The 12,777-nt window shown below is 70.4% G+C and carries 13 protein-coding genes and 1 pseudogene; 8 read left to right on the top strand and 6 right to left on the bottom strand.

Features of this window, described 5'->3' with window-relative positions; genetic code table 11:
• Window positions 1–64: 64 nt before the first annotated feature.
• From ABZ919_RS19915 to ABZ919_RS19905, 3 genes are all read left to right on the top strand, one after another.
• The gene (locus tag ABZ919_RS19915; protein WP_361249284.1) at window positions 65–385 is read left to right on the top strand and encodes a DUF2267 domain-containing protein; all 321 of its coding nucleotides are present in this window, start codon (window positions 65–67) and stop codon (window positions 383–385) included.
• 90 nt (window positions 386–475) lie between these two features.
• Entirely contained in the window at window positions 476–961 is a 486-nt protein-coding gene (locus ABZ919_RS19910; RefSeq protein ID WP_361249281.1) for an Hsp20/alpha crystallin family protein, read from the top strand.
• A 107-nt stretch (window positions 962–1,068) separates the two neighbouring features.
• Window positions 1,069–1,635 (top strand): hypothetical protein, encoded by a 567-nt coding sequence (locus ABZ919_RS19905; protein WP_361249279.1) that lies wholly within the window; start codon window positions 1,069–1,071, stop codon window positions 1,633–1,635.
• A 487-nt stretch (window positions 1,636–2,122) separates the two neighbouring features.
• Here the strand turns inward: ABZ919_RS19905 and ABZ919_RS19900 are convergent, their stop codons facing one another.
• Complete coding sequence (locus tag ABZ919_RS19900) at window positions 2,123–2,329, bottom strand: hypothetical protein (RefSeq protein ID WP_361249277.1); 207 nt, start codon at window positions 2,327–2,329, stop codon at window positions 2,123–2,125.
• A gap of 114 nt (window positions 2,330–2,443) precedes the next feature.
• On the bottom strand, window positions 2,444–4,798 hold the full coding sequence (locus tag ABZ919_RS19895; protein WP_361249275.1) for an FUSC family protein: 2,355 nt from the start codon (window positions 4,796–4,798) through the stop codon (window positions 2,444–2,446).
• A 457-nt stretch (window positions 4,799–5,255) separates the two neighbouring features.
• Here ABZ919_RS19895 and ABZ919_RS19890 point away from each other — a divergent pair, with 457 nt between their 5' ends.
• From ABZ919_RS19890 to ABZ919_RS19875, 4 genes are all read left to right on the top strand, one after another.
• On the top strand, window positions 5,256–5,888 hold the full coding sequence (locus tag ABZ919_RS19890) for an MBL fold metallo-hydrolase (protein ID WP_361249273.1): 633 nt from the start codon (window positions 5,256–5,258) through the stop codon (window positions 5,886–5,888).
• Between the two features lie 282 nt (window positions 5,889–6,170).
• Window positions 6,171–6,734, top strand: coding sequence for an aromatic acid exporter family protein (locus ABZ919_RS19885; RefSeq protein WP_361249735.1), 564 nt, complete (start codon window positions 6,171–6,173; stop codon window positions 6,732–6,734).
• Window positions 6,735–6,776: 42 nt separating this feature from the next.
• Window positions 6,777–7,421, top strand: coding sequence for a hypothetical protein (locus ABZ919_RS19880; RefSeq protein ID WP_361249270.1), 645 nt, complete (start codon window positions 6,777–6,779; stop codon window positions 7,419–7,421).
• 29 nt (window positions 7,422–7,450) lie between these two features.
• A complete protein-coding gene (locus ABZ919_RS19875; RefSeq protein ID WP_361249268.1) occupies window positions 7,451–7,813 on the top strand; it encodes a hypothetical protein in 363 nt (120 codons plus the stop codon).
• 57 nt (window positions 7,814–7,870) lie between these two features.
• Here the strand turns inward: ABZ919_RS19875 and ABZ919_RS19870 are convergent, their stop codons facing one another.
• From ABZ919_RS19870 to uvrA, 4 genes are all read right to left on the bottom strand, one after another.
• Window positions 7,871–8,035: a hypothetical protein gene (locus tag ABZ919_RS19870; RefSeq protein WP_176986079.1), complete on the bottom strand. Its 165-nt coding sequence runs from the start codon at window positions 8,033–8,035 to the stop codon at window positions 7,871–7,873.
• A 397-nt stretch (window positions 8,036–8,432) separates the two neighbouring features.
• Window positions 8,433–8,585, bottom strand: a complete 153-nt coding sequence (locus ABZ919_RS19865; RefSeq protein WP_361249265.1) for a hypothetical protein — start codon at window positions 8,583–8,585, stop codon at window positions 8,433–8,435.
• A gap of 121 nt (window positions 8,586–8,706) precedes the next feature.
• Window positions 8,707–9,369: an SDR family oxidoreductase gene (locus ABZ919_RS19860; protein WP_361249262.1), complete on the bottom strand. Its 663-nt coding sequence runs from the start codon at window positions 9,367–9,369 to the stop codon at window positions 8,707–8,709.
• 172 nt (window positions 9,370–9,541) lie between these two features.
• Window positions 9,542–12,010: an excinuclease ABC subunit UvrA gene (uvrA, locus tag ABZ919_RS19855; protein ID WP_361249260.1), complete on the bottom strand. Its 2,469-nt coding sequence runs from the start codon at window positions 12,008–12,010 to the stop codon at window positions 9,542–9,544.
• 645 nt (window positions 12,011–12,655) lie between these two features.
• On the opposite strand from uvrA, the pseudogene ABZ919_RS19850 reads away from it, so the two are divergent.
• Window positions 12,656–12,777: pseudogene (locus ABZ919_RS19850) on the top strand (aldehyde dehydrogenase); the annotation flags it as partial.

Below are 12,777 nucleotides of genomic sequence, written 5' to 3'. Positions count from 1 at the left end.
GCCCGGCGGTGCGTGACAACGGTCCAGAACCGTCGGGCGCTCCAGGGACGAAAGGAGCCATGAGATGACCGATACGGGTTTCTCCTCTTTCGACACCACGGTGGACAAGGCCAACCGGCTCCTCAGGGAAATCGAGGAGGCCAACGGCTGGCCCAAGGAACGCCGGAAGCAGTCGTACGCCGCACTGCGCGCCGTCCTGCACGGGCTACGGGACCGGCTCTCCGTCGACGGGGCCGCGCACTTCGGGGCGCAGCTTCCGACCCTGATCCGCGGCGTCTACTACGACGGATGGAGGCCGTCCGAGACACCAGTGAAGCTGAGCGGCGAGGAATTCCTCCAGCGCGTCCGGGACGACTTCCCCTACGCGGTCACCGCCGCCGCCTGACTTCCCGGCCGGAGGTGTGTGAGCAACCTCCCGCCGGGTACACCGATACACCCTAAATGCCTGAGATGTAACTCGTGGAGGTGAGTTCTGATGACGCTACCCGCACGCCGGCAGCGAGTCGGCGCCGTGGCGGAGCCCGGGGTCACCGCGTGGACACGCAGCCCTCTCGCCGAGTTTGACGATCTGTTCAACCGGATGGGACGGCTGCTGGAGTCGACCGTGGGGGCCGGCGCCACGCCGGCGGAGATGCCCTGGATCCCGCAGGCCGACATCTCCGAGACGGACGACGCGTATGTGATCGAACTCGACCTGCCCGGCGTCAGGAGCGAGGACATCGACGTAGAGATCAACGACCGGGAAATGGCGATCTCCGGGGAGATCAAGGAGCGCGAGCGCAAAGGCGTCATGCGGCACCGGACCCGGCGCACCGGACGCTTCGAGTTCCGGCTGGTGCTGCCCGGTGACGTGCGAGCCGAGAACGTGAACGCCGCGCTGTCCGACGGCGTGCTCTCGGTGACCGTGCCCAAGGCTCAGCCGGCGAAGGCCCGGCATGTGGAGATCAAGAAGGGGGACTGATCTCCGGTCCCCCAGGCCGGGGGAGGCAGCGAGCGTTGCCCGCTGCCTCCGCGGCACCCAGGCTAGCCCTCCGGCCGCCTTTGCCCATCGCCCTGTGAGGAGTTCTGATGGCAGTCACCGTCGAAGCGGTCATCCCGCTGCTGCGCGACGTCCGCGATGCCGAGGAGGCGGTCGCCGGCCAGTTGCGGGCGGATCTGGCCGCCGAACCCGCGAGGGACCACCGGCAGACCCTTGAGGACCACATCCAGGAGGTCGATGACCACATCCACGAGCTCAATCGCCGCCTGGATCAGCTGACCGCCCGAGGACCGTTGTCCGAGGCCTTCATCGCCCTGGGCGGTCAGGCCGTGAGCACCGGCCGCGTGCTGTGGCGGCTGACGTCGGGGCTGTCGGCAGCCCTGTGGACCGGGCACGATGGTCACACTCCGCAACGCCTCCTGCAGGACATCGAGGAGGAGTTCGCCGTGGTGGCCAAGGCGGCGGCGGCCGCCCGCGCGGCAGAGCGTTTCGCCGATGAGATCGGCGACAGCCCCGACGCCGACATGCTCCGGGGCATCCGCACCGACGACGAGCGGTTCCTCAACAACCTGGACCACAGCCTGGAAGAGGCGGCAGACGTGGTGGTCCGCGTCAAGACCAGCGAGGCCGGCGGCGGAACCGCACCGGCCTCCTGAGCAGTGCCCCCATACTCGTCCGTCCCGGGTGCCGGACCGCCCGGGGAGGGGTACGTCGCGCTCAGGCGCCGTGCGCGTCCCGGACGCCGAGTTCGTCGATGTGCCCCAGCAGGTCGAGGGGGGACAGCAGCCCCACTCCGAGCGCCTCCGCCCGCCGCGCAGCCAGCAGATCCCACACACTGTCTCCGCCGACGACACAGTCGCGGGCGGGGATTCCGAGCCGCGCCCGCCAGGAACAGATCGGGCTCGGGTTTGGCGCGGCTGACTTCCTCGCGGGTGACCGTCGGCACGTCGGGCGGCACGGCGGGTCTGGCGAACATGGGTGCGGCGTCGTCCCGGCGGGCGCTGGTGGCGATCGTCCAGGGGACGCCGCAGTCCGTCAGCGTCCGAAGAAGCTCGGCGGCTCCGGGCAGCGGCTGGATGGCGTTCGTCCAGCTTTCGAAGCGGCGGTGATGGGCGTTCTGCAGTTCATCGGCCTCCTTCAGCCTCAGCCGTACTCCGGTCTCGCGGGTTCGAGTGCCGCCGCCACCTCATCGATCTCCTCGTTGTGCGACCGGTCGGCCATGACGGCGGTGCGACCGGTGCCGGCCATCCCCGGGGCGTACGGCGGACCGCCGGGACCGGTCTCCTCGGCGGTCAGCGGCCGGGCGACGTTCTCGAGCGACTGCTGCTCGGCGCACACCCCGAAGAACACTCCGCGATCGGCCTGGTGAGCGCGGGCCCCCTGCCGGCATCGTGGCGCCGCCGGGACCATGACGCCTCGTCAGCCGAACCACCGCCGCGATCGCCCACCGCGGGCGCCCGCGTCCTACCGGCCCGCGGCAGCTGTCTCCGCCGGCCGGGTGTCCGGCTTGGCCTGCTGTTCCTTGAATCCCATGCCGAGCGGGCGGGCGAGTCCCAGGACGTCTTCGTCCACCCGCTGCAGATGACGCAGTGCCACCTGAGTGAGCCGGTTTCGCTGCCGCTCCGTCTCCGGCGCCGTCCGCCTTCCGGATCCGGGGGCGTGAGGGGCTTCGGAGCCCTTCTGCGCGGTGACGGTTCCCGCCTCGACGTCGAGAGGCTCCCGGCAGCCACCCTTGGTCTGCAGGCACTCGATGAGCGCGCCGAGGTTGCGGTCTACGCGTCCTGCCGCCTCGGACAGCCGCGCATCGCTCACGATCCCCCGACTGCCTGGCGCGGGCTGGGCGATGGCCGCGAGGTTGCGGGCGTGGTAGGCGGCCGTCTCCAGCAGTCCCAGGACGTAACGGGTGAGCCGCCGGCGACGGCGCAAGGGGGTGATCGGATGGCGCAGCGGCAGAGTGGTGGTCCGCAGATCGGCCAGTGCGCTGTCCAAGGCCCGTGCCCGGTGGAGCAGGTCGACGGGGCGACCGCCGCCGAGCTCGGCCACACCCTGGCCGGTCACCTCACGCAGTCGTGAGAGCACTTGGCGGATCTGCTCCTCGGTGCGCTCCTGCGTCCGCACCGGCAACACCAGCAGGCCCACCACGACCGCGCAGGCGGCCCCCAGCGCGGACTCGCCCAGCCGTATCACGAGCAGGTCCGGGGTGAAGCTGTGCAACAGCGTGTAAAGCAGCCCGATCATCGCGGTGACGAAGAAGGACACCACCGCGTAGGAGATCGCGTAGAAAGTCCCGAACAGGCACAGGATGACCAGGGTAAACGCGGCCCAGGGATGATTGCCGACCAGACCGGCCAAGCCGATTCCGGCCAGGACGCCGAGCAGGGTGCCCACCAGACGCCGGGACCCTTTGACCAGGATTTCTCCGGACGAGGAGGTGTTGACGAACACCACCCAGCAGGTGAAGACGGCCCAGTACCAGCGCTGCGGCGACAGCAGTTCGCCACCCACGATCGCCAGGGCCGAGGCGAGGGAAACCTGCACGGCGACGCGGGTGGTCGTGCGTTCCAGGCCGGCCGGTTCGCCCTCCTCCTCGGACTTCTCCCTCAGGGCGTCCTCGGCGTCGAGAACGGCGTCCTCGGTTTGCAGCTCCTCCCGGCAGCGCACGGTCTCGGGGCTGTCATCCGGACTCTCCTCGCTCTCGTCAGGTCCGGTCAGTGCCAGGCGCAGGCCGAGCAGGGCTCGGCTGACGTCGCCGATCGCCCGGAACACGTCCTGCACGGCGGGGGGCGCGTCGGGCAGCCGTTCGTCGTCGCGGTAGCCCAGGAGCCGGTCCCGCACGATCTTCAGGCCGACACCGTGGTCGCTGCCGGGAGCCCGCCCGGCGAGCACTTTCAGCGCGTGCAGATCGGCGATGAGACGGTGGATGACCTGCTCGTCGGCCGTGCGCAGCGGTACCGAGACGTCCGGTGGCACGCGGCCGGTGCGCTCGGTGATGTCACTGGCGACGGGATTGACCCCCTGCAGGCCGAGCGCCCCTGTCAGCAGGACCGCGAGGTGTTCGGCGGCGACTTCCGCCTCGGCGATGCGCCGCTGGACATGGGCTGCCGTGCAGTGCTCCCGGATCGTGTCGTCCAAGTGATCCTGGATCATCAGTGCTGCCTGATGCAGGGCAGCCGTGCGCCGCCGCAGACGGCGCACGGCCCGTTCGGCGCCGGGTGTTCCCGGCTTCTGCCGAGCCAGGTCGATGACTGCCTCAAGGTGCTGCACCAGTCGCGCGCGGAACGCCTCAAGCAGTCGTTGCAGGGTCCCCTGCGACGACGTCGGGACGAGCCCGAATCTCACCACCGCGCTGCAGACCGCACCGATCACCAGCAGCTGGCACAGCTGAGGCAGCCACTGCGGGTGAGGCCTGACGAACTGGGTGATGAAGAACATCTGGAAGGCGATGACGCCCAACGCGCTGCACCGTCTGGTGAACCGTCGCGCGTAAGCGGCCGCGAAGATCACCAGGACGCAGACCACGTCGCTCACCAATCGGTGGTGCACCAGCAGGGCTCCGAAAGCCAGCGCGGTCAGACCGGTCGGCAGTCCCAGAGCCAGCGTGATCGCCTGATCGCGCCGGTGCGGATCGGAAACGGCGAACGCGAAGACCTCCGCCGCCGTCGCACCGGTGACCAGGAGCGGAAGAGGGATGTGCAGCTCAGTCATCACGACGACGGACAGCAGCACGCTCAAGACGATGCGCAGCGCGTTCAGCAGCCGGATGAACCCGGGATCGGAGGCGATGACCCGGTCCCACGCGGACGTCCAGACATCCCCCACCCGCCCGGCCGGCCCCACAGTGCCTGCGGGTACTCGTTGTTGCGCGGTGTCCTGGTCCGTGGCTGGGCCTCCCGAAGCGTTCCGGCCACCGGTAACGGCTTTTGCGGCCGCCGACCGGCGTGAAGGCGGGGCATCCGGCGTGGCCGGGCACCCTCGAGAAGACGGGTACCCGCATACACCGCGATCACCGTGTCCCGCCGCTGGCTGCACCTCCCTCAAGACTGCCAGTCCTCGCCCGGTGTGACAGCCGGCGCGGCGGCCGGTCGAAGGGTTCCGCGTCGGTCGTCACCGTCCAGCGGTCCCTCCAGGGCATGCCGGACTTGCCGCGCCGCGCCCTGCGAGGTCCACTGGCGTAGAGGGCTTCGCCGGGAAGGGGACGTTCCATGAAACCGCAGGTACGCGATCCGATCACGCGCGTGGTGCGCCATGGCGGCCGGCTCCCGGCGGTGACGTCCCGATGACCGCCCACGTCGAACGCCTGCTGACGGTCGGCAGCCTGACCGGGGCGCACGGCGTCCCTGTGCAGCTGGAGAACAATGTGTGGATCGTCGGCGACGACGAACAGGTCATCGTGATCGACGCCGCCCACGAGCCCGATCTCATCGCGGAGGCGGTCGGCGACCGCCGTCTGGTCGGGATCGTGTGCACGCACGCGCACAGCGGCCACGTCGATGCGGCCGTGGAGCTGTCCGAACTGACCGGGGCGCCCATCCTGCTGCACCGCGACGACCTCAGGCTGTGGCACGACATCTACCCGGACCGCACCCCCGACGACGACCTGACCGACGGCCGGGAGATCCATGTCGCGGGAACGGAACTGACGGTACGTCACACTCCCGGGCACACGCCGGGCTCCGTCAGCCTGTACGACCGGGTGCTGCATACCGTCTTCACCGGTGACACGCTGCTGTCCGACGGTCCGGGTACGGCCGGACGGGAGGGCTCCGATTTCCCGAGGATGATCAACTCGATCCGTGAGCGGCTGACCTCCCTGCCAGCGGACACCGTGGTCTGCCCGGGGCATGGCGATGCCACGACCGTCGGCCAGGCGGGGCAGCACGTCGATGAGTGGGTGGAACGGGACCTTTGAACCGGGGCGCCACCCGGAGTGCCCGCATGCCGGGGGCTGTCGTATCCGAGCAACAGGTCCTCGATTTACCGGGCTGATGCAGCGCGTGAGCTATGGGCGGTACCGCGCTCACTTCCCCGGCCCCGGTGGTGGGACTTGGTCAGGCGGCGCAGGAACGCGTCGTCGTCCGGACGCTGGTCGACCGCCACCGCGGTCCTCGCCTACCTCGCCGGTCTGCGGCTGGCCGGCAATGCGCAGCCCTGCTGGCTCCGCTGACGGCCTTGCTCGTCGTGCAAGGTCACGCTGTACGCGATCTTGACCGTCGGCATCCGGCGCATCGCCAGCGGGGTCGCCGGCGTGCTGATCGCCGTCGGCTTCACGGACGCCGTGGGGCGGACCCGGTGGAGCCTTGGACTGCTCGTCCTGGTCTGCCTCCCGCTCGACCACCTGCTACATCTGGCCCCTTGGGGGGAGGAGGTCGCCGTCACGGACATGGTCGTCCTCGGCGTGGGCGGGCAGCGGACCGAAGCGCTCGGGCGCGTCGTCGAAACCCTGATACGCGTGACCGTGGGCGTCCTGCTCAACCCGGTTGTGGTCCCGCCCGTCTACGTGGGGCCTGCCGGCGGGGCGACCAGGGACCTCGCGCCACGGCTGCGGCGGCTGCTGCTCCTGCGGATCGGCGACGAACTGGTGCACGTCGCCTCCGCCCGCCATGTGACGGCCTGGCTGGAGGAGGTGCGGCGACTGGATCACCAGACCGCCGATGTGGGCGCGGCCCTGGCCAGGGCCGAGGAGAGCCTGCGCCTGAATCCGCGGGGACGTCGGGCACCTGGCAGGAGCCGGTCGTTCGGCCGCTCCGGACGATGAAGAACACATCGCGAGCTGGGAGGAACAATGCGGAACCGGACATTGAGCAAGATCGGCACACAGCTGTTGCGTCTGCGCCACGACTCGTCACAGAGCTCACAGGACCGGGCGGCGCCGGCCGACTACGGACTGGACCACAGGCAGGTCGCCGAATTCGTTGCCGGCACGCTGGACGCCGAGGGCGAGGCGGCGCTCGCCCATCAGGTGGCGCGGCTGCTGCCCTTCCACTGGACCTGGCCCAACCAGGTCGCGGAGGAGATGTCGCAGATCATGAACCACGTCGGTGATCAGCGCGAGCTGATGGCCTGGCTGGATCGGCACCCCGGCCTGCCTCGGCTGGTGGCCCGCCTGTACGTCTTCATGGGCCTCCTCGACAGGTACAGCGCGGTGCCCGCGGTCGTGACCGCGATGCGTGAGTACCGGGAGCGGACACCGTATCCGCCGGGCCTGGAGCCCTGCTTGGTGCCCGCCACCGATGACGACACGCTCGCGAGCATTGCTTTCAAGCTCGAGAAACTGCTCGGCGAGGAGCGGACCCGGGAGGCCGTCGAACTGGCCCTGGCCAGTGCGGCATGGCTGCAGCAGATCGCGCCGCGCGCGCGGGAACTCACCCCTGAGGTCGGCGACTTGAACGAGCTGATGGAGCAGGCTCGACAGGATATCCGGGCGGCAGCAGCCGACATCTGAACACGACTGTCCATGGGGCGGTGAACGGCATGACGGTGAAACCGAACGCGAGGGCGTTCAACCACGCAAAGAAACTGACCGAAGAGGGCCGGATCGTCCTGGACGACCGGGACGAGTGGAGCGAGCACCGGCCTTCGGCAGCAGAGGAAAATGCCTACCTCGAGGAGCACGGATTCGACGAGTACGCCAGGTGGTACCTGGGCATCGATGACGAGATGGGAGAGGAGACCAAGGGCCGGTACAAGTTCCCCTACGGTGATTTCGAGCGCGTCCACCGCTGCGGTGTGCTCTCCGCCGAGGTACGCGCCGCACAGCAGAAATACGCGGACATCGAGAACGCCGCCGCGCACATGCACGGACTGCTGGACGGCAGGCGGGCCGGGAACCGGTGACAGCGCCGGAAGAAGTGCGCCCTCACCCGGCCCCCGGCGACGGAGCGTCCAGTGGCGCTAGGCGTCGTCGCCCCGCTCGCCCTCCGCCTGGGATGGCTCGCTCCGGGGGACGTCCGGGTGCTGTTCCGTTGCGGTACGCTCGCCCGTCTCGTCCCGCTCGCCCTCGGCCTGCGAGGGTGTGCGCGAGTACCAGGCGTCGTAATCAGGGGCTCCGGATTTCATGACGGGCCTCCTTCGTCGCTTACGTCCATCCTCCTCTCTCAGGCCCTGGTGGAACACCTGCGGCCTCACCGTGCGAACGGCAACCCAGCGTCACCGACGGCCCCGCACCTTCGCTCACACCTACGTCGAGGTGTCCTTGCGCCCCGGTGCCTGCGAGGACTGCGGCGAACCCCCCGAAGAACATCCGTGGGTGTTCGACTTCCACCGCGGGGTCCGCCACCGTCGAGCCTCGTAGGGCGCGGCCGCACAGCACCGAAAATCGGCTGGCGTAACCGTCGACAACGGGGGCACAGGCGCTCCTGGAGGTCACGCCAGGAACATGCCCCGCCTTTTTGGTCCTGGCGGACAGGCCGCGCCAGAGCGCTCCCCCCTTGCACTGGCGCGGCCCCTCAACTCTTCAGCGGCTCCCACCGCTGGACACGCACGCCTTCACCCCAGTGAGGGCGTACCGTCCCGACTCGTCGCTCCCGCCGCGGCGGATGCCGATGGCGTCGATCTCGCCGTCGGGGTTGTGGCCGCCGTCGTACGGGCCGCCCACGTACGGGGACACCGCGCCTCGTGTGCCCCGTGCGCGCCAGGGCGTTCTTCAGCCAGTCCAGCTTGTCCCGGGCCTCCTCGGGGCGCCCGGGTGTGAGTCATTACCCGCACCCGGGCGAGGGCGGAGTGCGGCGTCAGCCGCCGGCCACGGCGCGCACCGCCTCCTCGACCGGGGTGGACCCGCTGATCAGCTCGAGGATGCGCCCGGCGGTCCTGGGCTCGTGGAGCAGGGCGGCGAGCACCGCAGCCACGTCATCGCGCGGCACTTGGCCGCGGTCGGTGTGCTCGGCGAGCGTGACGCGGCCGCTACCGGGGTCGTCGGTCAGCATCCCCGGGCGCAGAATCGTCCAGTCCAGTCCCGGACGGGAGGCGATGTCGGCGTCCGCCTCGCCCTTGGCCTTCAGGTAGGCGGCGAACACCGGGTCGGTGCCGGGCGGCGGCGGGCTGTCCACGCCCTTTGCGGAGATCACCAGGAAGCGGCGCATCCCGGCGCGCTCGGCCGCGTCGGCGAGGAGGATGGCCGCGTTCCGGTCCACCGTCTGCTTGCGGGCCGCGCCACTGCCCGGTCCGGCGCCCGCGGCGAACAGTGCCGCGTCGGCGCCGCCGAGGTGGCCGGCCACCTCGTCCACCGAGGCGTGCTCCAGATCGCACACCACCGGTTCCGCGCCGTCCGCGCGCAGGTCGTCGGCGTGGTCCGGGTTGCGGATCAGCCCTGTGACGTTGTCGCCGCGCGCCGAGAGCAGCCGGGTCAGCCGGCGCGCGATCTTTCCGTGTCCACCCGCGATCACCATGTGCATGGGGTCATTCTTGCCACACGCGACCGCTCACGCCGGGTTGCGGGACTGCCGCGGCAGGTCGGGTCCCGCGGTTGCCGCAAAGTCGGCTTACTCGCGCACCGCGCTGGTGCGCGAGACACGCGGCCACCGGGTCGCGCCAGGTGCCCGGGGATTCGCGATCGCGATTCTGTCGTCAGGAGCGCGCGAGCCGGGCCGCGAGATAGGGCGCGGTGGCGCTGCGGCGGGCCCTCGCCACCTTGGCCGGCGGACCCGCCGCGACCACCCGCCCGCCCGCGTCGCCGCCGCCCGGACCGAGGTCGATGACCCAGTCGGCGGTGGCGATCGTGTCCAGGTCGTGCTCGACGAGGACGACCGTGTTGCCGGCGTCGACGAGCCGGTGCAACTGTCGCAGCAGCAGCGCGATGTCCGAGGGGTGCAGCCCCGCCGTCGGCTCGTCGAGCAGGTAGAGCGCGTGCCCGCGGCGGGCTCGCTGCAGTTCCGTGGCCAGTTTGATGCGTTGCGCCTCACCGCCGCTGAGTTCCGTCGCGGGCTGGCCCAGCCGCAGGTACCCCAGTCCCACCTCGCGCAACGTCTCGAGACTGCGGGAGGCGGCCGGGACGGCGGACAGGAACTTGGCGGCGGCGTCGACGGACAGCGCCAGCACTTCCGCGATGTTCTTGCCGCGGTAGGTGACTTCCAGCGTTTCGGCGTTGTACCGGGCGCCGTGGCAGGTCGGGCACGGCGCGTAGGTGCCGGGCAGGAACAGCAGTTCCACCGCGACGAATCCTTCGCCCTGGCAGGTCTCGCACCGCCCTTCGGGCACGTTGAAGGAGAACCGCCCGGCCGAGTAGCCGCGCGCCCTGGCTTCGTCCGTCGCCGCGTACAGCTTGCGCACCGCGTCGAACATCCCGGTGTACGTGGCCAGGTTGGACCGGGGAGTTCGGCCGATGGGCCGTTGGTCGACCAGGACCAGCCGGTCGAACGACTCGACCCCCGACGCGTCCTGGACGTCGACCTCCAGCCGCGCCTCGTCGGGCTCCTCGGGTACGAGTCCGAGGTGGCCGCGGACGACCTCGGCGAGCACCTGCGTCACCAGCGTCGACTTTCCGGAACCGGACACGCCCGTCACCGCCGTCAGTACGCAGAGCGGTACGTCGACGGACACGTCGCGCAGATTGTGGCGGGAGACGCCGCTCAGGTGCAGCCAGCCGTGCGGTGTGCGCGGGCGGTGATCGAGCGGCTGGGCGCGCCCGAACAGGTACTGGCTCGTGGCCGACTCCCCGACCCGCTCAAGACCGGCGACCGGGCCGCTGTACAGCACGCGTCCGCCGCCTTCGCCCGCACCGGGGCCGATGTCGACCACCCAGTCCGCCCGCCGTACGACGTCCATGTCGTGCTCCACGACGAACAGCGAGTTGCCCGCCGCCTTGAGGCGGTCCAGCACGTCCAGCAGCGGTTCCGCGTCAGCCGGGTGCAGGCCCGCGGAGGGTTCGTCGAGGACGTAGACGACGCCGAACAGCCCGGAGCGCAGCTGGGTGGCGATCCGCAGGCGCTGCGCCTCGCCTGGCGACAGGGTCGTGGAGCGGCGCCCGAGGCTGAGATATCCGAGGCCCAGGTCGAGCAGTACGTCGATCCGCGCGACCAGATCGCCGCAGATCCGGACCGCGACCTCGGTCGTCTCCCCGGATCGGGCGGTCGACGTGGTGGCGTCGGCCTCGGACCGCCCCGCGACGGGCCGCAGCAGCGCCACGACCTCCGTGAGCGGCATCGCGTTGATCTCGGCGATGGAACGTCCGGCGAAGGTCACGGCGAGCGCCTCGGGCCGCAGTCCGCTGCCGTGACACGCGGGGCAGGGCACACTCCTGACGAAGCGGAGCGCCCGTTCGCGCATCTTCTCGCTCTTGGAGTCGGCGAGGACGTGCATGACGTGCTTGCGGGCGCTCCAGAACTTGCCCTGGTAGCCGTAGTCGACGCGGTCCTCCTCCGGCTCGATGTACACGGAGGGCTGTTCGTCCGTGTACAGCAGCCAGTCCCGGTCCTTCTTCCTGAGCCGGCGCCACGGTCGGTCGATGTCGATCCCCAGGCCGCTCACGACACTGCGCAGGTTGGCGCCCTGCCAGGCGCCCGGCCAGGCGGCGATCGCCCCCTCGCGGATGCTCAGCGAGGGATCCGGGACGAGCAGGTCCTCGGCGACGTCGTGCACGACGCCCAGTCCGTGGCACTCCGGGCAGGCGCCGGCCGCGGTGTTGGGTGAGAACGACTCGGCTTCCAGCCGTGCGGCCCGGGGCGGATAGGTGCCGGCGCGGGAGTACAGCATGCGCAGCAGATTGGACAGCGTGGTGAGGGTGCCGACCGTCGAGCGCGAGCTGGGCGACCCGCGTCGCTGCTGCAGGGCCACGGCCGGTGGCAGTCCGGTGATTTCCTGCACGTGCGGTGCGCCGACCTGTTGCAACAGCCTCCGGGCGTACGGTGCTACGGACTCGAAGTAGCGGCGCTGGGCCTCCGCGTAGAGCGTGCCGAACGCGAGCGAGGACTTGCCCGAACCGGAGACGCCGGTGAAGGCGACCATGGCGTCCCGCGGAACGTCGACATCGATGTTCCGCAGGTTGTTCTCACCGGCGCCCCGGACATGCACGAAGGGGTCGGTCGCGTCCTTGTTCACCGTTCCTGACTACCTGATCGCGCCGCGAACCGCGCGACAGGCGCCGTCACCGGGCCCCGCTCACGTGAGCGCCCGGAGGAATCCCGGTATGGATACCGAAGCAGGGTGTCCGGTGGCGCGGCGTGCGGTGCCGACCGGGTGGCTCGGAGCGGATGTTCGCGGTGGCGCACACAACCGTGGCCCCGTGGTGGAGCAGGCCCCGCACGGGGAGGACGAGGAGATCCGGCCGTACCGCCTGCACCTGCCGGCAGGGGCCAGCGTGTCACGCGGCGTCGGCGTTACCTCGGAAGCATCCCGTGGCCACGTGCGATCTCGGGGGCAGCTGGCGATAAGGAGTCATGCGGGTGTCGTCTCAGGACGTTACGGTCGCGGCTCTTCTGGCGGGTCGTCCGGGTCCGGAGATTCCGCTGATCGGTCGGTGCGTGATTGTTTCGCCTCGGGGCCTGACGGGGACCCGCACGGCACGCCGCCGGAGCGCCGAAGCTCCGCCTGGCGGGCCGGCGGCAGAACCACCGTTCCATCCGATCCAGGTGAGCGGCCCGCAGAGGCGTGCCGGAGTCGCGGACCCCCTCGTAGCACTTCCCAGAGCCAGGCTCTTTGCGCCCTCTCCGTCACCGCCCTGCCGCGACATCAAGGGAAGTCACCATGAAGGCAGCGGTATACGAAGGACCGCGAACGGTCACGGTGAAGGACGTACCGGACGCGAAGATCGAACACCCCTGCGACATCATCGTCAAGATCACCACCACCAACATCTGCGGTTCGGA

The sequence above is a fragment of the Streptomyces sp. NPDC046759 genome (assembly GCF_040645475.1).
Classification (GTDB): domain Bacteria; phylum Actinomycetota; class Actinomycetes; order Streptomycetales; family Streptomycetaceae; genus Streptomyces.
This window is presented reverse-complemented; position numbering and strand designations above follow the sequence as displayed.